Annotated in this window: 19 protein-coding genes; 4 read left to right on the forward strand and 15 right to left on the reverse strand. The window is 71.8% G+C overall.

What is annotated here, in order from left to right:
* Positions 1-221 precede the first annotated feature (221 nt).
* Positions 222-1,238, forward strand: a complete 1,017-nt coding sequence (locus tag ACQB60_RS18200) for a lytic polysaccharide monooxygenase auxiliary activity family 9 protein (protein ID WP_496927030.1) — start codon at positions 222-224, stop codon at positions 1,236-1,238.
* A 50-nt stretch (positions 1,239-1,288) separates the two neighbouring features.
* Here the strand turns inward: ACQB60_RS18200 and ACQB60_RS18205 are convergent, their stop codons facing one another.
* From ACQB60_RS18205 to ACQB60_RS18215, 3 genes are all read right to left on the reverse strand, one after another.
* Complete coding sequence (locus tag ACQB60_RS18205) at positions 1,289-2,152, reverse strand: esterase/lipase family protein (protein ID WP_496927031.1); 864 nt, start codon at positions 2,150-2,152, stop codon at positions 1,289-1,291.
* A 178-nt stretch (positions 2,153-2,330) separates the two neighbouring features.
* On the reverse strand, positions 2,331-3,305 hold the full coding sequence (locus ACQB60_RS18210) for a DNA polymerase Y family protein (RefSeq protein ID WP_496927032.1): 975 nt from the start codon (positions 3,303-3,305) through the stop codon (positions 2,331-2,333).
* Entirely contained in the window at positions 3,302-6,802 is a 3,501-nt protein-coding gene (locus tag ACQB60_RS18215) for a DNA polymerase III subunit alpha (RefSeq protein WP_496927033.1), read from the reverse strand. The genes ACQB60_RS18210 and ACQB60_RS18215 overlap by 4 nt, the downstream gene beginning before the upstream one ends.
* A gap of 154 nt (positions 6,803-6,956) precedes the next feature.
* Here ACQB60_RS18215 and ACQB60_RS18220 point away from each other — a divergent pair, with 154 nt between their 5' ends.
* Entirely contained in the window at positions 6,957-7,619 is a 663-nt protein-coding gene (locus tag ACQB60_RS18220) for an acetate uptake transporter (RefSeq protein ID WP_496927034.1), read from the forward strand.
* Positions 7,620-7,685: 66 nt separating this feature from the next.
* Positions 7,686-8,834, forward strand: a complete 1,149-nt coding sequence (locus tag ACQB60_RS18225) for an AAA family ATPase (RefSeq protein ID WP_496927035.1) — start codon at positions 7,686-7,688, stop codon at positions 8,832-8,834.
* A gap of 61 nt (positions 8,835-8,895) precedes the next feature.
* Here ACQB60_RS18225 and adhE read toward each other — a convergent pair whose 3' ends face one another.
* The 12 genes from adhE to ACQB60_RS18285 form a co-directional block, all read right to left on the reverse strand.
* A complete protein-coding gene (gene adhE / locus ACQB60_RS18230) occupies positions 8,896-11,553 on the reverse strand; it encodes a bifunctional acetaldehyde-CoA/alcohol dehydrogenase (protein ID WP_496927036.1) in 2,658 nt (885 codons plus the stop codon).
* A gap of 239 nt (positions 11,554-11,792) precedes the next feature.
* A complete protein-coding gene (locus tag ACQB60_RS18235) occupies positions 11,793-12,875 on the reverse strand; it encodes a S1 family peptidase (protein ID WP_496927037.1) in 1,083 nt (360 codons plus the stop codon).
* Between the two features lie 278 nt (positions 12,876-13,153).
* Positions 13,154-14,095 carry a slipin family protein gene (locus ACQB60_RS18240; RefSeq protein ID WP_496927038.1) on the reverse strand — a complete coding sequence of 314 codons (942 nt, stop codon included), beginning with the start codon at positions 14,093-14,095 and terminating at the stop codon, positions 13,154-13,156.
* Positions 14,096-14,268: 173 nt separating this feature from the next.
* Positions 14,269-15,174, reverse strand: coding sequence for a S1 family peptidase (locus ACQB60_RS18245; protein ID WP_496927039.1), 906 nt, complete (start codon positions 15,172-15,174; stop codon positions 14,269-14,271).
* A gap of 252 nt (positions 15,175-15,426) precedes the next feature.
* A complete protein-coding gene (locus ACQB60_RS18250; protein ID WP_496927040.1) occupies positions 15,427-16,215 on the reverse strand; it encodes a DUF1684 domain-containing protein in 789 nt (262 codons plus the stop codon).
* Entirely contained in the window at positions 16,212-17,585 is a 1,374-nt protein-coding gene (locus ACQB60_RS18255; protein ID WP_496927041.1) for an NtaA/DmoA family FMN-dependent monooxygenase, read from the reverse strand. The genes ACQB60_RS18250 and ACQB60_RS18255 overlap by 4 nt, the downstream gene beginning before the upstream one ends.
* On the reverse strand, positions 17,582-18,661 hold the full coding sequence (locus ACQB60_RS18260) for an LLM class flavin-dependent oxidoreductase (protein WP_496927042.1): 1,080 nt from the start codon (positions 18,659-18,661) through the stop codon (positions 17,582-17,584). Before ACQB60_RS18260 ends, ACQB60_RS18255 begins: the two co-directional genes overlap by 4 nt.
* A gap of 37 nt (positions 18,662-18,698) precedes the next feature.
* Positions 18,699-19,670, reverse strand: coding sequence for an ABC transporter substrate-binding protein (locus ACQB60_RS18265; protein ID WP_496927043.1), 972 nt, complete (start codon positions 19,668-19,670; stop codon positions 18,699-18,701).
* Between the two features lie 25 nt (positions 19,671-19,695).
* On the reverse strand, positions 19,696-20,457 hold the full coding sequence (locus ACQB60_RS18270) for an amino acid ABC transporter ATP-binding protein (protein WP_496927044.1): 762 nt from the start codon (positions 20,455-20,457) through the stop codon (positions 19,696-19,698).
* Positions 20,454-21,365 carry an amino acid ABC transporter permease gene (locus tag ACQB60_RS18275; RefSeq protein ID WP_496927045.1) on the reverse strand — a complete coding sequence of 304 codons (912 nt, stop codon included), beginning with the start codon at positions 21,363-21,365 and terminating at the stop codon, positions 20,454-20,456. Before ACQB60_RS18275 ends, ACQB60_RS18270 begins: the two co-directional genes overlap by 4 nt.
* 59 nt (positions 21,366-21,424) lie before the next feature.
* On the reverse strand, positions 21,425-23,209 hold the full coding sequence (locus ACQB60_RS18280; protein ID WP_496927046.1) for an FAD/NAD(P)-binding protein: 1,785 nt from the start codon (positions 23,207-23,209) through the stop codon (positions 21,425-21,427).
* A complete protein-coding gene (locus ACQB60_RS18285; RefSeq protein WP_496927047.1) occupies positions 23,206-24,090 on the reverse strand; it encodes an amino acid ABC transporter permease in 885 nt (294 codons plus the stop codon). The genes ACQB60_RS18280 and ACQB60_RS18285 overlap by 4 nt, the downstream gene beginning before the upstream one ends.
* Positions 24,091-24,620: 530 nt before the next feature.
* Here ACQB60_RS18285 and ACQB60_RS18290 point away from each other — a divergent pair.
* On the forward strand, positions 24,621-25,598 hold the full coding sequence (locus ACQB60_RS18290; RefSeq protein WP_496927048.1) for an ABC transporter substrate-binding protein: 978 nt from the start codon (positions 24,621-24,623) through the stop codon (positions 25,596-25,598).
* The last annotated feature ends 24 nt before the right edge of the window (positions 25,599-25,622 follow it).

The following is a 25,622-nucleotide window of genomic DNA, read 5'->3' on the forward strand; positions in this document are numbered from 1 at the left end:
AGCAACATCACTTGGACTCACTTGGACGACCGTGGACGGTCCGCCCCTTTCCCGGAGCTCAAAACGGACGCCGGGGAGCCCGTTCCTGAGCCCCCGATTAGCCCTCCCTTAAACGGACCATAAGGATCTCCATCACGGGCTCCCAGCAGGCGATTTCGCGTTTTCGAGGGGCTAGCTTTCTCGTCGCCCCCAACGTTGAACCGCTGATCGGAGAACCACCCATGGCCTCTCGCCGCAAGGTCGCCGCGATCGCCGCCACCGGCATCGCCCCGCTCGCCCTCACCGCCCTGGCCGCCTCCCCGGCCGCCGCGCACGGTTCGATGACGGACCCGGTGAGCCGCGTCTCCGCCTGCTACGCGGAGGGCCCTGACTCCCCGAAGTCGGCCGCCTGCAAGGCGGCCGTCGCGGCCAGCGGTGCCCAGGCGTTCTACGACTGGAACGCGGTGAACATCGCCAACGCCGCGGGCAAGTCGAAGGAGATCATCCCCGACGGCAAGCTGTGCAGCGCGGGCAACGACAAGTACAAGGGCCTTGACCTGCCGCGCGCCGACTGGCCGTCCACCGCGCTGAAGTCGGGCAACCACACCTTCCGCTACAAGGGCACCGCCCCGCACAAGGGCTCCTTCGAGCTGTTCATCACGAAGGACGGCTACGACCCGTCGAAGCCGCTGAAGTGGTCGGACCTGGAGTCGAAGCCGTTCGTCAAGGTCAACGACCCGAAGATGGAGAACGGCGACTACGTCTTCGACGGCAAGATCCCCTCGCGCTCCGGCCGCCACCTGATCTACTCGATCTGGCAGCGCTCGGACTCCCCCGAGGCGTTCTACACCTGCTCCGACGTGACGTTCGGCAAGGACAGCGGCGGCTCGGCGGGCGCCCCGGCCCCGGCCGCCTCCGCCCCCTCCGAGAAGGAGATCGCGGACGGCGCCGACAAGTCCACCGTCGAGCACCACGGCCACGGCGACGCCAACGCCCACACGGGCTCCGAGGCCACCGAGGCCGCCCCGGCCCCCGCCGGTGACGACGCCGCCTCGGGCGACAACCAGCCGGAGGTCAACGGCGGCGCCGACAAGCCCGTCAAGGCCGCGGGCGAGGGCGCGAACGAGAACCTCGCGGAGACCGGCGGCGACAGCAACACCCCGTACATCGCGATCGGCGGTGCCGCCGCTCTCGCGCTCGGCGCCGCGGCGATGTTCGGCTCGGTCCGCCGCCGCGCGGCCGGCCGTCACGGCCGCTGAGTCCGGGCCGCCGGGCCCGCTCAGGCACTGACGCCCACGACGCCCACCACCTACGACGCGCAGGTGGTGGGCGTCGCGTGCGCGGGATCAAGTGCGTTGGCCACCTCGTGGTACGCGACCCGGTCCCCGAGCCCGATGGCCACGTGCTCGGAGAGGTCGGCCGGGCACAGGTCCTGCACCAGCACGTTCCGCACGTCGGGCCCGTCCAGGAACTGGCTCCGGTACGGGGTGACGACCTCGTCGTACTTCGTGGCGATGACCGTGTACCGCACCCCGGGCACGGTGTCCCCGCCGGCGTTGAGCTTCGTCAGGAACGCGGACCCGGCGACCTGGTCGGCGAGTCCCGGGGTGGCGAGCGTCAACAGGTCCTCGGCGCCCGGGAAGTAGGGCAGCAGGTTGGCGAGCCCGTTGAGCGTCGTCCCGTGGTTGTCGGGCGCGATCCCGACGAGGGCGTTCACCTTCGCGGCGCCCCCGAGGAACTTCAGGTAGTACCGGGGCATCATGCCGCCCTGCGAGTGCCCGACGAGGTCGGCCTCCGCGGCGCCGGTCGCACCGAGCACCTTGTCGACGAAGGCGTCGAGCTGTCCGGCCGACTTGTCGATGGGGCCGAGCCCGTTGAAGAGCGGGACGCCGGGCAGCTGCCCGTAGTCGAGGGAGAAGACGCAGTACCCGCGCTTCACCAGATAGGGCGCGAGGGCGAGCCAGTTGTCGACGGAGTTCCCGAAGGTCCCGTGCACCAGGACGACGGGCCGGGGGTGTGCGGCGGACGGCTTGCAGCGGTAGTCGTTCCACCCGCTCGACGAGGCGGCCGCGTTCGCACTGTCGGCGTGCGCGGCGGCCGGGGCGAGGGTGGCGGCGCCGGTGACGAGGAGGGCGGCAGCGAGCGCACGGAGCGCGCGTCTCCAGGGCAGCATCGTGATCTCCTTGCGGCTCAAGGGAGTTGAGCTGGGCCCGCCCTGTGTACGCGCGAGTAGTAGAGAAGTGAAGAGAAGCTTCAAAGCCCGTCCGGCGTGTGAGGACGAGGCCGTTCAGGCCGATACGGGGGTCCCGGGGCAGCGCCCCCGGGAGGGCGCCCCACCCGCCACGGTGGGCCTAGGCCGCAAGGGTGCCCCGGACAACCGCCCCCGCCCCGAACCGCTCCCGCGCCCGATCGGCCACCGCCTCAAGCGCCCGGGCCCGCTCGTCCACGGGGTCCAACGAGAGCTGCCGGGCGGCACGTTCGACAGGAAGGAGCCCCTCCGCCCGGAGGGCAAGAGCCCGTACCCGCGCCCGCTGCAGCCCCAGCCCCTCATACATCCGGTACGCCGCCTCCACCAGCGCCACCGACGCCCCGCTCGGCTCGGCGAGCACCCGCGTCCGCGTGGTGGTGGACCGGTCCGCGTACCGCACCGTCAGGGTCAGCGAGCGGCACGCCTGCCCCCCGCCCCGCAGCCGGATGCCCAGCTCCTCCGCGCCGGAGAGCAGCGCGCGACGGTGCCGGAAGGGGTCCAACTCGTCGCGCGGGAAGGGCCGTTCGACGGCGAGGGAGCGTGCGGCGGCGTTCGGCACCACCCGCCCCCGGTCGACCCCGCGCGCCCGCTCGTGCAGCTCGCGCCCGAGCTTCGCGGTGGTGAGCCGCTGCAGCGTGGACAGCGGGGCGGCGGCCACCTTGCCGAGGGAGTCGAGCCCGTACGCGCACAGCGTGCGGGCGGTCGCCCGGCCCACCCCGGGCAGCTCGGCGACCGGCACCCGGTCGAGGAACTCCCGTACGGCGTCCGGCTCTTCGCCCACCACCCGGGTCACGCCGGGCACGGCGCCCCGTGCCGCCATCCGCGCCAGCATCGGCCCAGGACCGCACCCGATCGCGCACTCCACCCCGTACAGGGCGAGCGCCCGCACCCGGACCAGCGCGGCGAGCTGCACGGCGTCCCGGCCGAAGTACCGTGCGGCCCCGCCCAGGTCCGCGAGGGCCGCATCGGGCGGCAGGGCCTCCACGACGGGCGTGAACTCACCGAGCAGACCGAGGAGTTGGGGGAACGCGTCCGCCCCGTCCGGCAGCCCCGAGAACCGCACACACAGCACACTCATCCCGCGCTCCCCGGACTCTGATGCCACAACTTCCGTCCCCCTGGGGCCCCGTCACCGGCCGGCCGCAGATCCGCCCACGGGTGCATCTCGTACCCCGTCCCCATCCGAATGCGCCGCCCCTCCCCCACGGAGGCACCTTCCCCCTCGGCAGCGCCTTCCCCCTCGGAGGCACTCTTCTCCTTCCCCCGCCCGGGCTCGGGCTCGGGCTCCGCCAGCCGCCCCGCGACCGCGTCGAGCCCGCCCTGCGCCCGCAGCTCCACCAGTTCCGCCAGGTTCCACGCCGCCGCGCCCACCACGCTGAGGCTGCGCGGGCCGCGGCGCTGCACCACCCCGCGGACGAGCAGCAGCCAGGAGTGGAAGACGGTGTGCGCGCAGCGTTCGTGCGCGTCGTCGAAGAAGGCCAGGTCGACCAGCCCGGTGCCGTCGTCGAGGGTCGTGAAGATGACCCGCTTCCCGGAGCGGATGGGCGGCGTCTGCGTGGCCGCCTTGGCGCCCGCGACCAGGACGGTCGCCCCGTGTTCGGCCTCCCGCAGGCGCCGCGCCGTCAGCACGCCCAACTCCTGCAGGAACTCCCGGTGGTCGTCCATCAGGTTGCGGGAGGCGTCCATGGACAGGACGCCCAGCTCGGCGCTGAGCCGTTCCGCGTCGTCGAGGTCGGGCAGCCCGGCGGAGGCGGTCCGCCGCCCGCCGGACAGCGGCAGCTGCGCACCGTGCGCGGCCCGGGAGCCGCGCTGCAGCTCCGTCAAGTGCAGTTGCAGATCACGGCGGTTGGCGCCGAACGCGTCGAGCGCGCCGACCTGGGCGAGCCGCTGCGCGAGCGGCCTCCCGGGCCGCGCCCGCTCCCAGAAGTCGAGCAGCGAGGAGTACGGCCGCCCGGCCGCGATCCGCGCCGCCTCGGCCGCGCTGATGCCGTGCACGTCACTGAGCGCGAGCCGTACGCCCCATATGCCCCGACCCTCTTGCCCTCTATCAGACACCAGTTCGATCTGATGAGCGACCGCGGACCGGTTCACGTCCAGCGGCAGCACCGGCACCCCCCGGCGCCGCGCGTCCGCGAGCAGCAGCCGCTTCGGGTACATCCCGGGGTCGTGGGTGAGCAGCCCCGCGTAGAAGGCCGCCGGGTGGTGCGCCTTCAGCCAGGCCGACTGGTACGTCGGCACGGCGAAGGCCACGGCGTGCGCCTTGCAGAAGCCGTACGAGCCGAAGGCTTCGATGATCTCCCACGTCCGCCGGATCGTCTCGGAGTCGTAGCCGCGCGCGGCCGCGTGCTGCGCGAACCAGAAGCGGATCCGCCCCTGGGACTCGGGGTCAGACAGGCCCCTGCGCACCCGGTCCGCCTCGCCGCGCCCGCAGCCGGTCATGATGTCCACCATCTCGATGATCTGCTCGTGGAAGACCACGACCCCGTAGGTCTCCGCCAGCGGGCCCGCCAGGTCCGGGTGCGGATGACGCACCGGCGCACGCCCGTGCCGCGCCTCGATGAACGGCCGCACCATGTCGGCCGCGACCGGGCCGGGCCGGAACAGGGAGATGTCCACCACCAGGTCGCCGAAGGTCTCCGGCTGGAGCCGTCCGACCAGGTCCCGCTGGCCCGGCGACTCGATCTGGAAGCAGCCCAGCGTCTCGGTGGACCTGATGAGCCGGTACGTCGCCGGGTCGCCCTCGGGCACGGCGTCCAGGTCGATCCGCTCCCCCGTGGCCCGCTCGGTCTCCGCCACCGCGTGCGCCATCGCCGACTGCATCCGCACCCCGAGGACGTCGAGCTTGAGCAGGCCGAGGTCCTCCACGTCCTCCTTGTCGAACTGGGACATGGGCAAGCCCTCTCCGCTGGTCGGCACGACCGGCGTACGGGCGAGGAGCGAGGCGTCCGAGAGCAGCACCCCGCACGGGTGCATGGCGACCCCGCGCGGCAGCGCGTCCAGCGCCTCGACGAGCTCCCACAGCTTCCCGTACCGGTCCATCTCCCCTGCCAGGGACCGGAGTTCGGGCAGCTCCGCCAGCGCCGCGCGGGCGTCGCAGGCCCGGATGTGCGGGAAGGACTTGGCGATCCGGTCGATGTCGGCCGGGTCCATGGAGAGGGCCGCGCCCACGTCCCGTACCGCATGGCGGACCCGGTAGGTCTCGGGCATCGCGACCGTGGCCACCCGCTGGGTGCCGAACCGGCGGATGATCGCGCGGTAGACCTCCAGGCGGCGGGCCGACTCCACGTCGATGTCGATGTCCGGCAGGACCAGGCGGCGGGTGGACAGGAAGCGCTCCATCAGCAGCCCGTGCGCGACGGGGTCGGCGTGCGCGATGCCGATGAGGTGGTTGACGAGGGAGCCCGCGCCCGAGCCGCGCGCGGCGACCCGGATGCCCAGCTCCCGTACGTCGTCGACGACTTGGGACACGGTCAGGAAGTAGGAGGCGAAGCCGTGGTGGTCGATGACGGCCAGCTCGTCGTGCATCCGCTCCCAGTAGGCGCGGGCGTCGGTGCGCCGGTCGTAGCCGCGCAGCACCATGCCCGCCGCGGCCCGCGAGGCGAGGACGCGCTGCGCGGTGCGGCGCCCGGCGCCGACGAGGTGCGGCTCGGGGAAGCGCACCGAGCCGATGCCGAGGTCGTCCTCGGGGTCGACCAGGCACTCGGCGGCGGCCGCCTGGGTCTGCTCGACGAGGCGGTACGCGGTGTCACGCCGGTAGCCCGCGGCCTCCACGATCCGCTCGGCGTCCCGCAGCATGGCACCGGGGTCCTTCAACCACCGCTCCCCGCTGTCGAGTTGGCCGGACGGGTCGATGGGAACCAGGCGGCGCGCGGCGTCCAGGACGTCGGCGACGGGGCCCTGGCCCCGGTCGGCGTAGCGGACGGCGTTGCTCAGGACGGGCCGTACGCCCTGTTCGGCGGCGAAGCCGACGGTGCGCGCGGCGAGCCGGAGCGAGCCGGGCCCGGTGCCGCCCCGGCCGTGGTGCACGGCCTCCAGGCGCAGCGCGTCGCCGTAGCTCTCGCGCCAGGGGCGCAGCAGGCGGGCGGCCTTGTCGGGGCGGCCCGCGGCCAGGGCGCGGCCCACGTCGGAGTCGGGGCCGAGCAGCACGGTCAGACCGTCCCCGTAGTGGTCGGACCAGGACAGCCGGGGCCGGTCCTCGCCGCTCTCGTGGGCGGTGCTGACCAGGCGGCACAGGGAGGCCCAGCCGCGGGCGCCGTCGCGGGCGAGGAAGGTGGCGCGCGGGGTCGACTCGTCGATGAAGGCGCCGCCGCGCACGGGGGCCCGCCGCCGCCCGGTCCCGGGGTCCTTCTCCGGGACCGGCTCCGTCACCGCGAGCTCCACCCCGAACAGCGGCCGCACCCCGGCCTTCGCGCAGGCTTTGGCGAACCGGACCGCTCCGGCGAGGGTGTCCCGGTCGGTGAGGGCGAGGGCGTCCATGCCGCGCTCCCCGGCGCGCTCGGCGAGCCGCTCGGGGTGGGAGGCGCCGTACCGCAGGGAGTAGCCGGACGCCGTGTGCAGATGCGTGAACCCGGGCACACGCACCTCCTGAAACCTGTCCTTTTTCCTGCTCCCCTCTCCACCATAGACCAACTTTCGAACATGCGTACGATCCGTGCGAACGGCCACTCGTTCGGCCCTCACCGCGCTCCCCCCGACTGCGTTCCGGGGCCCGGGACCGGAGCGTGGGGGCATGAACCTCCTCCACCGCACCGGGCCCGCGGCACAGGCCGTCTCCGTGAAGCGCATGGAGCCCACCGCCCAGGCCCAGCTGGGCCCGCTCGGGCTCACCGGCTTCATCGTCGTCACGATGATCGCCACCGGCATCGACGCCGGGGTCTTCCCCGAGAAGCTGCTCGACTCGGTGGTGCCGATGGTCGGCTTCTTCATCGGCGGCCTGGCCCAGCTGCTCGCCGGGCTCTTCCAGGCACAGCGCGGTGACACCTGGCACGCCACGGTCTTCGGCGGCTTCGGGCTCTTCTGGATGGCGAAGGCGCTGATGCTCCAGTGGGTCCTGCCGGGCCTCGACCCCGCGCTGCGCGGCGACACGATGGCCCTGTTCACGCTGCCCTGGGTCTTCGTGGTCTTCGTCCTGTGGCTGGCGAGCTTCCGCATCCACCTGGCCCTGCTGCTCACCTTCACCTGCGTCCTGGTGGTCTTCGTGGCGATGACCTGCAACGGCTTCACCGGGGCCGTGGGCTGGAACCGGATCGCGGGCTGGTTCGGGCTCGGCGCGACGGCCGGGGCGCTGTATCTGCTCGCGGGCCAGGTGATGGCGAGCACCTGGGGCCGCCCGGTGCTGCCGATGGGCCGCTTCCTGGCGCCGGACACGCCGGACGTCAAGCCGGAGGACTGACCGGGGCCCGCCCCGGCCGACGGCACTCCGGGGCCGTTGTCAGACCCGGATGTGAGGCTTGACCGCATGATCCGCACACTTGCCGTCGAGAACTACCGCTCCCTGCGCAAACTGACCGTCCCCCTGGACCGGCTGAACGTGGTCACGGGGGCGAACGGGACGGGGAAGTCCAGTCTGTACCGCTCACTGCGGCTGCTCGCGGACTCCGCGGGGGGCGGCGCGGTCGCCGCACTCGCGCGGGAGGGCGGCCTGCCGTCCGCGCTGTGGGCGGGCGAGAGGAAGGCGGAACCGGCGAGCCTGCGCCTGGGCTTCGCGGGCGACGAGTTCGGGTACGCGGTCGACTTCGGCATCCCCCAGTCCAGCGGCTCCCAGCCGGGCGGCGCCCCCTCCATGTTCCAGCTCGACCCGGAGATCAAGCGGGAGTCGACGTGGGCGGGCCCGGTGCTGCGGCCCGCCGCGCTGCTCTGCGACCGCGCGGGCCCCGCCGTGCGCACCCGGACGGCCGACGGCGGCTGGCACCGCACCCAGGGCATCCGGCCGTACGACAGCATGCTCAGCGAGTTCGCCGACCCGCAGCTAGCCCCCGACCTGCTCCGGCTGCGCGAGCTGATCCGCTCCTGGCGGTTCTACGACCACGTGCGCACCGACGCCGGCGCCCCCGCGCGCGCCGCCCGCATCGGCACCCGCACCCCGGTCCTCGGCCACGACGGCGCCGACCTGGCCGCGGCCCTCCAGACGATCCGCGAGACCGGCGACGACGAGGCGCTGGACGCGGCCGTCGACGACGCCTTCCCGGGCAGCCAGGTGCGGATCGCGGACAACGGCGGGCGGTTCGAGGTCCAGCTCCGCCAGCGCGGCCTGCTGCGCCCGCTCGGACCGGCCGAGCTGTCCGACGGGACGCTGCGCTACCTCCTGTGGACCGCCGCGCTGCTCACGCCCCGGCCCCCTTCGCTCCTCGTCCTGAACGAGCCGGAGACCAGCCTGCACCCCGACCTCCTGCGCCCCCTCGCCGACCTGATCCTCACCGCGACGAAGGACACCCAGGTCGTCCTGGTGACGCACGCCCAGGAGCTGGCGGACGCGGTCGCGAAGGGAGCGGCCCGCCACCGCGTCGACGTCAACTCCATAGAGCTGGTCAAGGAGTCGGGCCGGACGGAGGTGGCGGGCCGGGAGAGCATGCTGGACGAACCCCTCTGGTACTGGCCCAAGCGGTAGGACCGACGCCGAGTGGCCGCCCCGTCGTGCGACGGGGCGGCCACTCACGGGGCTGTCGGGGTCACGCGGCGGGCGTGCCCTCCTGGTTCCCGTAGTACGCCTGCTTCATCAGCTGCTTCATGTCGTCGATCATCGGCATCCGCGGGTTGGCGGGCGCGCACTGGTCGGCGTAGGCGTTCATGGCCTGCTGCGGCAGGGCCTCCATGAAGGCGGCCTCGTCGACGCCCTCGGCCTGGAAGGAGGCCGGGATGCCGCAGCGGTCGCGCAGCTCCTCGACGGCGCGGGCGTAGGACTCGACGGCCTGCTCGGGGGTCTCGGCGTTCAGGCCCAGCATGCGGGCGATCTCCTGGAAGCGCTCCGGGGCCCGGTAGACCTCGGCCTTCGGCCACGGGGTGGCCTTGTGCGAGACGGTGCCGTTGTGCCGGATCACGTGCGGCAGGAGCAGCGCGTTGGTGCGGCCGTGGGCGACGTGGAAGGTGTTGCCCAGGGTGTGCGCCATGGCGTGCACCAGGCCGAGGAAGGCGTTGGCGAAGGCCATGCCCGCGATGGTCGAGGCGTTGTGCATCTTCTCGCGGGCCTCGGGCGCCTTGCCGCCCTGCGTCACGCAGGTCTCCAGGTTCTCGAAGATCAGCTTGATGGCCTGGAGGCACTGGCCGTCGGTGAAGTCGTTCGAGTAGGCCGAGACGTACGCCTCCGTGGCGTGGGTCAGGGCGTCGAAGCCGGAGTCGGCGGTGACGGTGGCCGGGAGGTTGAGCGGCAGCACCGGGTCGACGATGGCGACGGACGGGGTCAGCGCGTAGTCGGCGAGGGGGTACTTCTGGGCGGCGGCCGGGTCGGAGATGACCGCGAACGGGGTGACCTCGGAGCCGGTGCCCGACGTGGTCGGGATGGCGACCAGCTTGGCCTTCTCGCCGAGCGAGGGGAACTTGTAGGCGCGCTTGCGGATGTCGAAGAACTTCTCCTTCGTGTCCCCGAACGCGATCTCCGGGTGCTCGTACATCAGCCACATGATCTTGGCCGCGTCCATCGGGGAGCCGCCGCCGAGGGCGACGATGGTGTCGGGCTCGAAGTCCCGCATCCGGGCGGCGCCCTCCTCGACGGTGGCGAGCTCCGGGTTGGGCTCGACGGTGTCGATGACCTGAATGGTGACCGGCTCCTGGCGGGAGTTGAGGATGTCGGTGACCTTCTGCACGAAGCCGATCTGGCCCATGGTCTTGTCGGTGACGACCGTGACGCGGTGCACGTCGGCCATCTCACCGAGGTAGCGGATGGAGTTCTTCTCGAAGTAGATCTTCGACGGAACCTTGTACCACTGCATGTTGTTGTTGCGCCGCCCGATTCGCTTGACGTTGATGAGGTTGACCGCGGAGACGTTGTTCGAGACGGAGTTGTGGCCGTAGGAGCCGCAGCCCAGGGTCAGGGAGGGCAGGAAGGCGTTGTAGACGTCGCCGATGCCGCCGAAGGTGGAGGGCGAGTTGACAATGACGCGGATCGCCTTGACGCGCTTGCCGAACCGCTCGGCGAGCTCCTCGTCCTCGGTGTGGATGGCGGCGGAGTGGCCGAGGCCGTGGAACTCCACCATCTGCGCGGCCAGTTCGATGCCGCCCTCGGTCGTCTCGGCCTTCAGGGCGGCCAGGATCGGGGAGAGCTTCTCGCGGGTGAGCGGCTCGCCCTCGCCGACCTCGGCGCACTCGGCGAGCAGGATCGAGGTGCCCTCGGGGACCTCGAAGCCGGCCTGCTCGGCGATCCACTGCGGGGACTTGCCGACGACGGAGGCGTTCAGCTTGGCGCCGGAGCAGTTGTTGGCGAACGCGGTGGTGCCGAAGACGAACTCCTCCAGCTTGGTCTTCTCGGCCGCGCTGAGCACGTGGGCGCCGAGCCGCTGGAACTCGGCGAGCCCCTCCTCGTACACCTCCTGGTCGAGGATGACGGCCTGCTCGGAGGCGCAGATCATGCCGTTGTCGAACGCCTTGGAGAGCACGATGTCGTGGATGGCGCGCTGCAGCTTGGCGTCCTTCGCGACGTAGGCGGGGACGTTGCCCGCGCCGACGCCGAGGGCCGGCTTGCCGCAGGAGTAGGCGGCCCTGACCATCGCGTTGCCGCCGGTCGCGAGGATCGTGGAGACGCCCTCGTGGTTCATGAGCAGCCCGGTCGCCTCCATCGAGGGCTCCTCGACCCACTGCACGCAGTTCGCGGGGGCACCGGCCGCGACGGCCGCGTCCCGCACGATGCGGGCGGCCTGCGCCGAGCACTTCTGGGCGCTCGGGTGGAAGGCGAAGATGATGGGGTTGCGGGTCTTCAGGGCGATGAGCGCCTTGAAGATGGTGGTCGAGGTCGGATTGGTGACCGGGGTCATCGCGCAGACGACGCCCACCGGTTCCGCAATCTCGGTGATGCCGTTGAGTTCGTCGCGGGCGATGACGCCGGCCGTCTTCAGGCCGCGCATCGAGTTGACGACGTGCTCACAGGCGAAGAGGTTCTTGACGGCCTTGTCCTCGAAGAGGCCGCGGCCGGTCTCCTCGACCGCCTGCTGCGCCAGCTCGCCGTGCTGGCTCAGGGCCGCGAGGGAAGCCTTCTTGACGATGTGGTCGACCTGCTCCTGGTCGTACGACTCGAACTGCCCGAGCGCGGTCAGCGCCCCCTCGACGAGCCCGTCCACCATCTCGTTGGCCTGCATGGCAGGAACTCCTTCATTGAGACCTTTTCTCCGATGTCTCAATTCGACACCTAATCGCTGCGACGAAGGCGCCGAAAAGGGCCTCACCCTGGGGGCAATAGGTCCCTTCAAGATCAAGAATGCCCTCAATGAACCCACTCTGACCTGCACTGACTCACAAGGCCCAAAGTCCCTTGCGAGCTTGTGAAAACTTTCACAAGAATTTCGAAAAAGCCCCGCCCCTGCACGCGCAGGGGCGGGGAATAAAGCAGCCGAAGCCTTCCGGCTCCGTTTCGTCCGGGTCAGCCGATCTCGGCTCCGTACGCGCTCAGCGCCTCCGGCACCGGCTGGAAGAAGGTCTCCCCGCCGCCGGAGCAGTCACCGCTGCCGCCCGAGGTCAGGCCGAGCGCCTTCTCGCCGTCGAAGAGGGCGCCGCCGCTGTCGCCGGGCTCGGCGCAGACGTCGGTCTGGATCAGGCCGTCGACCTGGCCCTCCTGGTAGTTCACGGTGGCGTTCAGCGCCTTGACCGTGCCGTCGTGGACCTGCGTGGTGGAGCCGCTGCGCTGCACCTTCTCGCCCACCGTGGCCTCCGCGGCCCCGGTGATCTTCTGGTTGCCGCCGCCGTAGAGGTTGACCTCGCTCGGGTGCGCCGTGTCGCCCGTGTACTTCACGAGGGCGTAGTCGTCACCCGGGAACTTGGAGTCCTCCGTGGTCGCGATCTCCGAGCCGCCCTGCGAGTCCGACCAGCTCTTCACCGCGTTGCCGCAGTGGCCCGCCGTCAGGAAGTAGGGCTGGCCGTCCTTGACGACGTTGAAGCCGAGCGAGCAGCGCGAGCCGCTCCCCCAGATCGCGTCGCCGCCCGCGATGAAGGGTTTGAACTCGCCCTTGCTGCGCTTCAGTTCGACCTTGCCGCCCAGGGTCTTCATGACCGTGTTCAGCTTGTCGAGCCCGGCGCCCTTGACAGTGCGGTCGGCCGTGACGACCACCTTGTTGGTCGCCGGGTCCATCGCCCACATCGTGCCGGGCACGGCCGCCTTCCGGTCGAGGGTGGAGCGCGCGCTCTTCAGCTCGGCCAGCGAGTTCTGGACGAGTCTCGCCTTGGCGCCCGCCCCCTCGACGGTCTTCGCCGCGTCCTTGCTGAGCACGTTCACGACGAGGTGCTTGGCCTGGGCGTCGTAGTACGTTCCCGCGGCGTCCGCGCCGAGGTCCTTGCCCAGGGTCGAGGCGAGGTTTCCGGCCTTGGCCGCCGAGAGGATGTCGGGGGTGGGGGTGGGGGCGTCCTCGCTCGCGTTCGCAGTCTGGAAGGTGATTCCCGCGGCGACCAGCGCGGCGATGCCCGCGCCTGCCACGGCGGCACGCCGCTTGGGTATGCGTCGGTGCTTCAACTCACGTCCTCCTGTGGGGGGATTCAGACCCTTCGGCGTGGGGGCCTCGGGGCCTGAAGGCGTACGGGCACGGAGTCGGCGCGCGGTAAGTAACCGCGTCCATGCCAAAAGGGCGCGGCCCACTATTCCGAGGCCCTCCGGTAGCACACAAGGTCTACTTCAGGACGCGCACACGACAACGCGCGTGCGCCCCCGGCGCGTTGCCGCACCCGGGTCGCACCACGTCGGTTCCCGCTGCAAACACCGCGAGCGAGGGGGTGGTCAGCAACGGGTGAGGACTAGTCCTGTCCGGTTCTCGACGCTCTCCGGCCCTCCGCGCCACCCGGATCCGAATCATTCATTCCGGATTCCAGCCGTGCGGTGGGGTCGGTGAGCTCCTCGGGGTCCCTCTGCGCGACGTCCCTCTGCGCGACGTCCCTCTTCGCGACCGCGGGAGGCGGCTCCGGGTCCGGCGCCGTCCCGCCCTGCGCCCGCTCCAGGAACCGCAGGAGCTCCACCGGGAAGGGCAGCACCAGCGTCGAGTTCTTCTCGGCGGCGACCGCCACCACGGTCTGCAGCAGCCGGAGTTGGAGCGCGGACGGCGTCTCCGCCATCTGCTGGGCCGCCTCGGAGAGCTTCTTGGACGCCTGCAGTTCGGCGTCCGCGTTGATGACCCGGGCCCGGCGCTCCCGGTCCGCCTCGGCCTGCCGCGCCATGGACCGCTTCATGGTCTCCGGCAGCGACACGTCCTTGATCTCGACCCGGTCGATCTGCACGCCCCAGCCGATGGCCGGGCTGTCGATCATCAACTCCAGGCCCTGGTTGAGCTTTTCGCGGTTGGAGAGCAGATCGTCGAGGTCGCTCTTGCCGATGATGGACCGCAGCGAGGTCTGCGCCATCTGCGAGACCGCGAAGCGGTAGTCCTCGACCTGCACGACGGCCTCGGCGGCGTCCACCACCTTGAAGTAGATGACGGCGTCCACCCGCACCGTCACGTTGTCGCGCGTGATGCCGTCCTGCGCGGGCACGGGCATCGTCACGATCTGCATGTTGACCTTACGGAGCCGGTCGACGAAGGGCACGATCATGGTGAACCCGGGCCCGCGCACATGCTTCTGGAGCCTGCCGAGGCGGAGCACCACACCCCGTTCGTACTGTTTGACGACGCGTGCCGCCGCGAGTCCGTAGACCGCCGCGACCGACCCGGCGGCCACCGCCACCGTCACCAACTCCTCGACCATGCCGGCCCCCAGGGTCCGAATTGGGCGTGTTGGGTGTGTCCTTCGAAGGTAACTCCGCGACGGGAGCCGTCAAAGGGGGCGTGGGGCCGCCGTCCGCACGGCAAGAGCCCCCGCCCGGCGTCCGGACGGGGGCTCCTCTGCTGCTGGCTGCGGTCAGGCGGGTCGTACGGGGGTCAGTAGACGCTCACGCCGTACGCGTTGAGCGCCTCCACGACCGGCTGGAAGAACGTCGTGCCGCCCGACGTGCAGTCGCCGCTGCCGCCGGAGGTGAGGCCGATGGCCTTGGTGCCGGAGTACAACGGGCCGCCGCTGTCGCCCGGTTCGGCGCAGACGGTGGTCCTGATCAGGCCGGAGACGATGTCGCCGCCGCCGTAGTTGACCGTCTGGTTGAGCGCGGTCACCTTGCCGCTGTGCGTGCCGGTGGTGGAACCGCGCCGGGTGACCGACTGGTTCACGGTCGGGTTGCCCGCGCTGGTGATGTCCTGGTTGCCGACGGTGCCCGGGTGGCTCACCGAGCCGGAGTACTTCACCAGGCCGTAGTCGTTGCCCGGGAAGCTGGAGCCCGCGGTGGAGCCGATGGTGCTGGAGTGCGCGGAGTTGGACCACCAGGTGCCCGCACCGTCGGTGCAGTGCCCGGCGGTGACGAAGTAGTAGGTGTTCCCCTTGCGCACGTTGAAGCCCAGCGAGCAGCGCCAGCTGGAGGCGTAGATGGCGTCGCCGCCGGAGATCAGCTTCTTGAAGGTGCCCGGGGTGCGCTCGATCTTGAGGGCGTCCGCGTTGGCGCCCGCGGCGCTCTTCAGCTTGGCGATCTCGGCCTGGGAGACCGTGCTGTCGACGGTGACGACGAGCTTCTTGGTCTTCGCGTCGACACCCCAGGCGGTGCCCGCGACGTCGGCGCCGCGGACGGCGTCGCTCGCCGTGCTCAGCTGGGCGGTGCTGAAGGTCCGGGCGCTGTCGTCGGCCGCGCTGGTGGCGGCGGGAACGACGACGGCGGCGGTGGCGACGAGTCCGGTGGCGGTGGCGAGGAGTCGGGTACGTCTCGCTATGCCGCTGCGGGGGGTGGTGCGCTTGATCCTCACTGTCGTTCCTCCCGAGGGGAAGTCAGGGGGCCCGCGTTGGCCACAGGCCCGTGAGGCGCAGCCGAAGAGCAGGCCCGGATTCCGGACGCGTTGTGCTCCTGACAAGCGCTTCTCGGGAGTATTCGGGGAGCGGAGGGGCCGCACAAGGACAGCTTTCGGCCAACTGTCAAAAACACGACGACCTGCCCCGGCAGGTCTCGTACCGTCCGTACGCCTGCCGGGGCTTGGGTCATCGGCTGTGCCTGTGACGTGTCAGCGGCGGATCAGGTTCCGCTCTCCCGCGGCGATCTCGGCGTCCAGCGTGTTGCCGGGCGGCGGGAACGGGCACAGGAAGTGGTCGGCGAAGGCGCACGGGGGCAGCAGCGACCGGTTGAAGTCGACCGTCGTACGGCCGTCGGCGTCGGGCGCCGCCGGGCGCAGGAAGCGGAAGCGGTGGCTGGAGGTCCCGCTCGTGGCGTCGGCGAAGACGGCCCAGAGGGATCCGTCGCCCTCCACGGTCACCTGGAGCGTGTGCGCAACTCCCTCGATCTCAAAGGCCAGTTCACCGTCCAGGCCGAGGCCGCGCTCCGCCCCGTCCGCGTTGCCCACCCGGACGGTGCGGCTCTCCCCGTACGGGGTGAAGCGGCCCGGCACGGACCAGCGGGCGTCGTACGCGGTGGCGTCGATGCCCCGGAAGGCGGCGCGCGCGGCGGAGCCGGGGTCGAAGTCCCTTACCGCCCACAGCCCTTCGCGCACCAGGACCACCAGGCGCCGCTCCCCCAGCGCGAGCCGCGAGGCCGCGACCGCACCGGTGTCCGCGCCGAGCCGGGCCTCGCCGTCGAGCGGCTTCCCGTCGAGGGCGAGCCCGTCGGCGGCGCTCGCGGTCAGGACGATGCCCGTGCCGTCGGCGGACTCCCTCCACTGTCCGGGCAGGTTCGGCAGGTGCCCGTCGGCGTGGTCGGAGAGCCAGTGTGTGCCGGTGAGGGCGAGCGGCCCGTAGGGCGCGGCGGCCGTCTCGGTGCGCTGCTCGTGCCAGTGCTTCCACAGGTCGGCGTCGGTCATGCCGTGCGGGTCCTTTCGTGGTGCGGTGCCGCGGGTGTGCGCAGCCCCAGGTGAGAGCGCAGGGTGCGGCCCTCGTATTCCGTGCGGAAGACGCCTCGCTCCTGGAGCAGCGGCACGACGCGGTCCACGAACGCGTCGAGGCCGCCGGGCGTCAGGTGCGGGACGAGGACGAACCCGTCGGCGGCCTCGCCCTGCACGAAGGCGTCCAGCTCGGCGGCGACCGACTCGGGGGTTCCGATGAACGACTGCCGGCCGGTCGTCTCGATCACGACCTGCCGGATGGACAGGTCCTTGGCCTCGGCCAGGGCGCGCCACTTCTCGGCGACGTCGAGCCGGTCGGCGATCCGCATCCGGCCCTGCGCGAGCGTCGATGCGGGGTCGGGGTCGATGGCGGGCAGCGGCCCGTCGGGGTCGTACGCGGACAGGTCGACGCCCCACACCTGCTCCAGGGCGAGGAGGGCGTGCTGCGGGGAGACCTGCCGGCGCCGGATCTCCGCGGCCTGCTCCTGCGCCTCGGCGGCGGTGTCCCCGAGGACGAAGGTCACGACCGGCATGATCGTGAGGTCGTCGGGCTCCCTCCCGTACCGCGCGAGCCGCGCCTTCACATCGGCGTAGCGGGCACGCCCGGCCTCCAGGGTGCCGTGCCGCGTGAAGACCACGTCGGCGGCGGACGCGGCGAACTCCCGCCCCTCGTCCGAGTCCCCGGCCTGGATCACGACGGGGTGGCCCTGCGGCGGCCGCGGCACGGTCACCTCGCCCTCGATGTCGAAGTGCCGCCCGCGGTGCGCGAAGGGCTCGGGGCCCGGGGCGTCCGGGTCCGCCCAGGAGTCCCACAGCTCCCGGGCGGTGGCGACGGACTCGGCGGCGCGCGTGTAGGGGGTCCCCCCTGTTCGAGCGGAGTCGAGAACTTGGGGGACGTCGGCCCGGTCGAGGTGGCCGCCGCGCCGGAAGTTCTCGCCGGTGAAGGCGTCCGCGGAGGTGCCCACGTGCCAGGCCGCCCGGCCGTCGCTGAGGTGGTCCAACGTGGCGAGCCTGCGGGCGAGTTCATAGGGCTCGTTGAAGGTCGCGTTGACGGTGGCGGCGAGCCCGAGCCGCTCGGTGACGGCCGCGAGCGCGTTCAGGACGGTGAGCGACTCGGGCCGCCCCACCACGTCCAGGTCGTGGATGCGCCCGTTGTGCTCGCGCAGCCGCAGCCCCTCGGCGAGGAAGAAGAAGTCGAAGAGGCCGCGCTCGGCGGTGCGGGCGAGGTGCTCGAAGGAGGCGAAGTCGATCTGCGGCTTCGAGCGGGGGTCGGCCCGGACGGTGGTGTTGCTGACGCCGGGGAAGTGGGCGGCGAGGTGGAGCTGCTTCCTGGCGGCAGACGCACTCATGAGGCGGCTCCCGCCCGTGCGTACCGGTTGGCGGGCCGCGCGAGCCCCAGGTGCTCCCTGAGGGTGCTGCCCGGGTAGAAGGTGCGGAACAGGCCGCGGTGCTGGAGCAGCGCCACCGTGCCGTTGACCAGGCGTTCCAGGTCCCGGACCGGCCGGGCGGGGGTGAGGTGGAAGCCATCGACGGCGCCCGTGGCGTGCCAGCCGGCGATGAGGTCGGCGAGGTCGACGGGGCCGCCGCGGTAGAGCGGCCCGTCGGCGGTGGGCAGCGGGCCGCCGCCGTGCCCGGGTTCGGCGGCGTGCTCCCCGCCGCCGAGGTCGACGACGAGGGCGGCGAGCACCCGAAGGCCGTCCGGGTCGCGCCCGGACTCGGCGGCGAGGGAGCGCAGTTCGGCCCGTGCGGCGCCCGCCGTCGCGGGGCTCGCGGCGCGCACGAGGGCGACGTCCGCGTACCGGGCGGCGGTCTCCAGGGCGCCGGGCGCGGTGGCGTCGACGACGGTCACCGGGTGGCCCTGCGGCGGCCGCGGCACGGCCGAGGGGCCCTTCACGGAGAAGGTCCCGCCCTCGAAGTCGACGTGGTGCAGCTTGTCCCGGTCGATGAAGCGGCCGGTCTCGACGTCCCGTATCTCCGCGTCGTCCTCCCAGCTGTCCCACAACTTGCCCGCCACGTCGGCGACTTCACCGGCCTCCCGCCAGAGCGCGGCCCGCGGCGCGGCGGGCCTGCGCCCGAAGAGCCGGGCCTCGGCCCCGGTCGTCGACACGTCGACCTGCCAGCCCGCACGGCCGTGGCTGACCCAGTCCAGGGTGGCCACGGCCGCCTGGACGTGGAACGGCCCGGTGTGCGTGGTCGTGACGGTCGGCACGAGCCCGATCCGCCCGGTGACGGGGGCGAGCCGGGAAAGGACGGCGAGCGCTTCGGGCCCCGGCCGCGCGAAGGAGTCGCCGAGCGTCACGAAGTCGAGGCCCCCCTCCTCGGCGAGCAGCGCCAGCTCGGCGTAGGGGCCCGCCTCGTACGCCCCGGTCCGGTCGATGGCGGCGGCGAGGTGCAGGGGGCCGCGGCCCGTGGGGGGTGCGGTCATCGGTGGTCCTTTCTGTGGTGTGCGGTGGGTGGGGCCGCTACGGCCTGGGCAGCCCGGGCGGGTTGATCTCCGACTTCTGCACGGCTTCGCTCGACAGCCCCCAGCGCTTGAGGACCCGGGCGTAACTGCCGTCCTTGATCACGTGGTTGAGGGCCGCGGCATACGCGTCGACGAGCCCGCTGCCCTTCTTCGTGGTGGCCGCGATCTCGCCCTGGACGGCCGGGCCGCCCCCGGAGAGGGTGCCGACGATCTTCGTCCGGCCCGCGGCCGCCACGTGGTAGGAGGCGGCGGGGCTGGGGCCGAGGTAGGCGTCGATGCGGCCGGACTGGAGGGCCAGGTAGTAGTCGGAGTCCTTCTGGAAGTACTTGATGCGGACGGGCTCGCGTCCGGCCTTCTCGTTGCGCCTGCTCCAGTCGACGAGGATCTTCTCCTGGTTGGTGCCGGAGGAGACGGCGACGGCCTTGCCCGCGACGTCCTTCGGCCCCCGCACCTTCCAGTCGGCGTCCTTGCGCGCCTCGAAGGCGATGTTGTCGAGCCGGTAGGTCGCGAAGTCGTACTTCTCCTTGCGCTCCTCGGTGACCGTGACGTTGGCGAGGACCCCGTCGAACTTGCCGCTGTCCAGGCCGACGAAGAGGTTCTCCCAGGAGACCTGCTGGAAGGCGGGCTTCAGGCCGAGGGTGTCCGCGAGCAGGATCGCCAGGTCCACCTCGGAGCCGATGCGGGTCTTGTCGTCGGTGGCGTAGAAGCCGAGGGGCGCCGTGGAGTCGGCGCCGCCGCCGAGCCGCAGCGTGCCGCGCTCACGGACCTCCTTCGGCAGCAGCGCGGCGATCTCGGGGACCTTCTTGCCGCGTACGCGGTGCTGGTCGGGCCCGATGTTGATCGAGCCGACCTTCTTGGTGCCGGCCGCGCCCGCACCGGTCGCGGCGTCGCTGTCGCCGCCGCAGGCGCTGAGCAGGGGCGCGGCGGCGAGGGCGGCGGCAAGGGTGAGGGTGGTGCGTCGGGACAGCATGGAGAGCTCCTGAACGACGTACGGGCTAAAGGACTTTGGAGAGGAAGGCGCGGGTGCGCTCGTGCTGCGGCCGGTCGAGCACGTCGGCGGGGGCGCCCTGCTCGACGATGCGGCCCTCGTCCATGAAGACCACGGTGTCGGCGACCTCGCGCGCGAAGCCGATCTCGTGGGTGACGACGATCATGGTGGTGCCCTGGCGCGCCAAGTCCTTGATGACGTCGAGGACTTCGCCGACCAGCTCCGGGTCGAGCGCGGAGGTCGGCTCGTCGAAGAGCAGCAGCTTCGGTTCGAGGGCGAGCGCGCGGGCGATGGCGACGCGCTGCTGCTGACCGCCGGAGAGCTGCTTGGGGTAGGCGGCCGCCTTGTCGGCGAGCCCGACCCGCGCCAGGAGCTCCCGCGCGGCCTGCTCGGCCTCGGCGCGCGGCCGCTTCAGGGCGGAGACGGGGGCCTCGACGACGTTCTCCAGGACCGTCAGGTGCGGGAACAGGTTGAAGTTCTGGAAGACGAAGCCGATGTGGGTGCGCTGGCTCAGCACCTCGCGCTCGCGCAGCTCGTACAGCCTGTCGCCGGAACGCCGGTAGCCGACCAGGGACCCGTCGACGCTGATCCAGCCGCTGTCCACCTTCTCCAGGTGGTTGATCGTGCGCAGCAGCGTCGACTTCCCGGAGCCGGAGGGCCCGAGGACGACGGTGACCTCGCCCGCGCCGACCTCCAGGTCGACGCCCCGCAGCACCTCCAGGGTGCCGAACGACTTGTGGACGGAGCGGAGTTCGACCATGGCGCTCATCGCGTGGCCCCCTTGGAGAAGTGACGTTCGACGTAGTGCTGGAGGACGGAGAGGGCCGTGGTCAGGAGGATGTACCAGGCGGTGGCGACCATGAGCAGCGGCACCACCCGGCCGTTGCGGCCGTAGACCACCTGGACCTGGTAGAAGAGCTCGCCGATCGCCACCACGGAGACGATGGAGGTGCCCTTGAAGAGGGAGATCACCTCGTTGGCGGCGTTGGGCAGGATCGAGCGCATCGCCTGCGGCAGGACGATCCGGCGGATCTGCCGCAGCCTGGGGATGCCGAGCGCGGCCGCGGCCTCCAACTGGCCGCCGTCCACGGCGAGTACGCCCGCGCGGACGATCTCCGCGGCGTACGCCGCCTGGTGCAGCGCGAGCCCGAGGACCGCCGCGCTCATCGCGCCGACGAGCCCCATCGTGTCGAAGGAGAAGAACCCGGGCCCGAAGGGGATCCCGAACTGCAGCTCCTTGTACAGATACGCCAGGTTGAACCAGAACAGCAGCTGCACGATGAGCGGGATCGAGCGGAACGCCCAGATGTAGGCGAAGGCCACGGACTTCAGGAACGGGCTCGCCGACAGCCGCATGAAGGCGAGCACGACACCGAGCCCGAAGCCGAGCGCCGTCCCGTAGAAGGTGAGCTGGAGGGTGACCCAGACGGCCTTCAGGATCACGTCGGCGGTGAAGAACTCCGCGAACACCTCCCACTCCCAGCCGGGGTTGGTGGCGAGCCCGTGCGCGAACTGGACGAGCAGCACGGCCGTCACGGCGACGGCGACCCAGCGCCAGGGGTGGCGCACGGGCACCACTTCGAGGGAGCCGTAGTCGACGTCCGCGGCGGTGGCGGACGGCGGCGATGTCTCTTTGTCGACGGGTGGACCGATGGGTGGATCACTGGTCAAGGACATGGGGATTCCCGGGAGTTCGGACGAGCGGGGAAGGGAGGGAAGGAGGGAAGGAGGAACCCTCAGGCGGCGTCGCGACAGGAGAGGTCGCGCAGGAAGGCGAGGGCGGCCCGCGCGGTCGCGTCGTTCTGCCGGAAGGACGGGCTGTTCGTACGGGGCCGGGTGAAGGCCCCGGCGCCGCGCGCGTTGGTGTGCGGGCCGAGCGCGAAGCGGCGGGGGTGCGGCGCGCCCGCCCGGTCCAGGACCCGCCCGTCCGCCGGGTCGACGGCCAGGAGCCCGGCGGGAGTCGTCTGTGCCCCCTCCGCGTACAGCTCGCGCAGCAGCGGGTCGCGGGTGCGCTCCAGCGTGGGCTGGGGCAGCCGCGCCTCGACGAGGGCGCGGGCCTCGGTGACGCGCCCGGGGAGCGTGGGACTCTCGGCGCGGAACACCCCGTCCTCGGCGCGCACGCTCACATCGGCGCCGAGGAAGCGCACGACGCCCGCGCGCGACAGGGCGAGCAGCTGCCGCAGGCGCGGCCCCGGCGGCCCCGACGCGAGGTAGCTGAAGAATCCGTGCCACCAGCCGCCGACGTCGCCGAGGCGCACCAACTGCCCGTACACGGACAGGAGTCCGAGGAAGACGGCGAGGTCGGGGCTGTGCTCCGGGTCGTGGCGGCGGTCGAGGTCGGCGGTGACGTAGCGGCGCAGTCCGTCCTGGAGCGCTTCGTACGAGGTGTGGCGCACGCCGTCCAGGGGGCGGTCGAGCGCGGTGAGGTCGAGGCGGTCGGCGGGGTCGGGGACGGCGGCGGAGACGAGGGCGTGCAGCTCGGGGCTGCCGGGCGGGCAGGCCGCGTACTTCTCGTCGAAGTCCGTCCAGTCCATGGCCGTGCGCCCGGGGTGGGCGGTGAACAGGCGGTGGTAGTGGGCGAAGCCCAGCTCCTTCTCGACGAGCGGCCACACGTCGCGCCGGAAGTCGTATCCGTCCGGGCGCGCGAGCAGCTCGTCGATCTCGGCGGGCCCCAAGTAGCGGGGCAGCTGCGGCCGTTCGCCCGTCCAGTCGTAGCCGATCTTCGAGTGGTAGGGGACGCCGCGCCGGGAGCCCACGTACAGGACGGGCTCGCGCCCCGAGGGGATGTACGCGTCCCCTTCGTAGCGGCCGCCGCGCCCCTCGGTGAGCAGCACCATCAGGTCGACGAAGGCGAGCCCGAAGCCGCGCACGATGACGCTCTCGCCGGGCGCGAGCGGCGACAGGTCGCTGTCGGCGGTGAAGTCGGGCGGCAGGTGCACGAGCCCGTGCCGCTCGGCGTACGCGGCCAACTCGGCCTGTTCCGGGTCCAGTTCGGCATCCAGATGCCCTTGCGCGAGGATGACGAGGTCGGTGACGAGCGGCTCGGCGCGCCCTTCGAGCCACACGCGCTGGCGACCCTCGCGGGGCCCGCTGACCCGCAGGGCGCGGCGGCGGTGTTCGTGGACGGTGACGCCCGCCGGCAGCGCGGTCAGCGCCCGCTCGTACACCCAGCGCAGATAGCCGCTCTGGGTGCGGCGGCTCACGAAGGTCCGCCCGTCGAGCCGCCCCCACTCGTGCAGGGCGGGCCCTTCCTTGACGGGACCGGCGAGCTCCACCGTGTCGTCGGTGAACAGGGTGACGTCCTGGGCCTGGGAGTTCATCCACAACAGCGGCGACTGGTCCCGCCGCCAGATCCGCCCGCCGCCGGGCGGATACGGGTCGACGAGGTGGATGTCGACCTCGGCGCCGGACGCATCCCCGCACGACGAATCCCCGTACAGGGACGGCATGTTGGCGGCGATGCGCTCCAGCAGCCCCGTGCCGCGCGGCCCCGCGCCGACAATGACGAGGGAGTGTCTCATCGCGACCGCTCCGACCCGCGGGCGTAGTGCCGCTCCACGTAGTACTGGCCGACGCTGAGCACCGAGGTGACGACGACGTACCAGATGGTGGCGACCAGGAGCAGCGGGATCACCTGGTAGGTGCGGTGGTAGACCAACTGCACGGAGTAGAGCAGGTCCTGGACCGCGATGACGCTGACGATGGAGGTGCCCTTGAGGGTGCCGATCAGCATGTTCCCGGCGGGCGGCACGATGGCGCGCATGGCCTGCGGCAGCACGACCCGCCGCCAGCGCCGCCAGGTGCCGAGCCCGAGCGCCTGGGCCGCCTCGATCTGGCCGCGCTCCACGGAGAGGATGCCGCCGCGCACGACCTCGGCGGCGTAGGCGGCCTCGTGCAGGGTGAGCCCGACGATGGCGATGGTGACGGGCCCGAGCAGGTCGACCGTCTTGATGCCGAAGAGCGTCGGGTAGAGCGCCCCGATGTTGAACCAGAACAGCAGCTGCACCAGGATCGGCGCCGACCGGAACAGCCAGACGTAGCCCCAACTGACGCTTCGCAGCACCGGGTTGGCGGAGAGCCGTCCGATCGCGAGCAGGGTGCCGAGCGCGAACCCGGCGGCCATGACGACGGCGGTCAGCCAGAGCGTGAGCCAGAGCCCGCGCAGCACGGCCGCCGTGGTGAAGTACTCCCCGACGACGTCCCACTGGAACTTGTCGTTGCGCACGACGGACTGGGCGACGAGCGCGAGCAGGACCAGGACGAGGACGGCGGCCGCCCACTGACCGGGGCGGCGGCGGGGCACGATGCGCGGGACGCCGGGAAGCGCGGCGAGCGCGTCGAGGTCGGCGGGATCTTCGGGAGGGGTGGTCCCGGACTTGACGAGGGTGTCGGACGACGACATGCGAAGGCTCCGTGGATACGGGAGGTCGAACACGGGTGGTGCCTTCACACGGCCGGACCGAGCCCCTCAGCACGCTCCGGCGTTCAAGGGTCCGAGAGTACGGGGGCAATTCCCGTCACTGTCAAGGCTGTCCAGGATGTGGGCATTACGTCTCAGGGCAGTTGACGCGGAACCGGATGCCTGTTCCACTTGGCCCATGCATCCACAGCAGTGGCTGGTCACGCGCTCCCACATCGACTTCGGTCGCGTGTGGTCGTCTTCTTGTTGAAGTCTCCGTTGACGCACCCGGTGCGCTCTTCCTGAGCCGACCCCGCTGCGCGCCCCCGCACGCCGACATCTCCCGTGCGCCGGCGCCGAGTTGCCCTCGCCTTCACACGCGTACGCCGTGACCCCGCCGTTTCCGGTCTGCGGCGCCCCTCCCCTCGTACCACCGCACGCACCTGCCCACTTCTCCCTGCCTGCTTTCTCCCTGCCTGCCTCCTCCTTGCCTACTTTCCGTGCGTCCGCCCGGAGTTGGAGTACGTCACCCCATGAGCACGCCCCTGCGCACTCGGCTGCGCACCCGCCTGCATGCCCAGCGCATCCCCGCCGCCTTCGCCCTGATCACCGCCGCCACGCTCACGCTCACCGCCTGCGGCGGGGGTGACGGCGGGGCGGGCAGCGCGGCGCCCGCGGGCAGGAGCGCGAAGATCCCCACGACGGACGTGGTGTCGGCGGTCAAGAAGGACGAGGCCGCGGCGAAGCTGCTCCCCGCCGACGTCCGCGCGAAGGGCTCGCTCCGCCTCGCGTCCTCCGTCGGCGGCACCCCGCCGGGCACCACCTACCTGGAGGACGGCAAGACGCTCGTCGGCCAGGACGTCGACTTCGCCGAGGCCGTCGCCAAGGTGCTCGGCATCGAGCTCGACCGGGAGGAGGCGAGCTTCGAGGCGATCCTGCCCGCCCTCGACAGCGGCAAGTACGACCTCGGCACCGGCAACTTCGGCGTGACGGACGAGCGCCGCAAGACCCTCGACTTCGTCACCTACATCAACGACGGCCAGGGCTTCGCCGCCCGCAAGGACAGCGAGCTCACCAAGGTCACCGACTTCACGCAGCTGTGCGGCCTGAACGTGGCGACCGGCGCGGGCACCACCTTCGAGGCCACCCTGGAGGACAACAAACACCTCTGCTCCAAGGCGGGCAAGAAGCCGTACTCGGTGAAGACGTACGCCGACTCGAGCGCGATCTGGTCCTCGCTCCAGCAGGGCCGCACGGACGTGGTGATGTCCACCATCAACGGCCTGCGCTACGCGGTGAAGCAGCAGGAGGGCGTGAAGTTCCTCAACGAGTTCCACCGGCTCGACGTCGGCTTCGCCTTCAAGAAGGGCACGAAGCTGGCCCCCGCGTTCCAGGCCGCGGTCAACCAGCTCATCGAGGACGGCACGTACGACCGCATCCTGAAGAAGTGGGGCACACAGCCGTCCGCGATCAAGAAGTCGCGGATCTCCCCGCCGGAGATCAAGGACTGACCGGCAGACGGCTCCCGGAGCCTG

It is taken from the genome of Streptomyces odontotermitis (assembly GCF_050510915.1).
In the GTDB taxonomy this organism is placed as follows: domain Bacteria; phylum Actinomycetota; class Actinomycetes; order Streptomycetales; family Streptomycetaceae; genus Streptomyces.

Bases quoted from the DNA above. Each gene is read 5' to 3' on its own strand.
- ACQB60_RS18270 (WP_496927044.1), bottom strand. From the start codon at position 20,457: ATGAGCGCCATGGTCGAACTCCGCTCCGTCCACAAGTCGTTCGGCACC.
- ACQB60_RS18290 (WP_496927048.1), top strand. From the start codon at position 24,621: ATGAGCACGCCCCTGCGCACTCGGCTGCGCACCCGCCTGCATGCCCAG.
- ACQB60_RS18240 (WP_496927038.1), bottom strand. From the start codon at position 14,095: ATGGTCGAGGAGTTGGTGACGGTGGCGGTGGCCGCCGGGTCGGTCGCG.
- ACQB60_RS18220 (WP_496927034.1), top strand. From the start codon at position 6,957: ATGAACCTCCTCCACCGCACCGGGCCCGCGGCACAGGCCGTCTCCGTG.
- ACQB60_RS18200 (WP_496927030.1), top strand. From the start codon at position 222: ATGGCCTCTCGCCGCAAGGTCGCCGCGATCGCCGCCACCGGCATCGCC.
- ACQB60_RS18265 (WP_496927043.1), bottom strand. From the start codon at position 19,670: ATGCTGTCCCGACGCACCACCCTCACCCTTGCCGCCGCCCTCGCCGCC.
- ACQB60_RS18275 (WP_496927045.1), bottom strand. From the start codon at position 21,365: ATGTCCTTGACCAGTGATCCACCCATCGGTCCACCCGTCGACAAAGAG.
- ACQB60_RS18210 (WP_496927032.1), bottom strand. From the start codon at position 3,305: ATGAGTGTGCTGTGTGTGCGGTTCTCGGGGCTGCCGGACGGGGCGGAC.
- ACQB60_RS18205 (WP_496927031.1), bottom strand. From the start codon at position 2,152: ATGCTGCCCTGGAGACGCGCGCTCCGTGCGCTCGCTGCCGCCCTCCTC.
- ACQB60_RS18250 (WP_496927040.1), bottom strand. From the start codon at position 16,215: ATGACCGACGCCGACCTGTGGAAGCACTGGCACGAGCAGCGCACCGAG.
- ACQB60_RS18260 (WP_496927042.1), bottom strand. From the start codon at position 18,661: ATGACCGCACCCCCCACGGGCCGCGGCCCCCTGCACCTCGCCGCCGCC.
- ACQB60_RS18255 (WP_496927041.1), bottom strand. From the start codon at position 17,585: ATGAGTGCGTCTGCCGCCAGGAAGCAGCTCCACCTCGCCGCCCACTTC.
- ACQB60_RS18285 (WP_496927047.1), bottom strand. From the start codon at position 24,090: ATGTCGTCGTCCGACACCCTCGTCAAGTCCGGGACCACCCCTCCCGAA.
- ACQB60_RS18225 (WP_496927035.1), top strand. From the start codon at position 7,686: ATGATCCGCACACTTGCCGTCGAGAACTACCGCTCCCTGCGCAAACTG.
- ACQB60_RS18280 (WP_496927046.1), bottom strand. From the start codon at position 23,209: ATGAGACACTCCCTCGTCATTGTCGGCGCGGGGCCGCGCGGCACGGGG.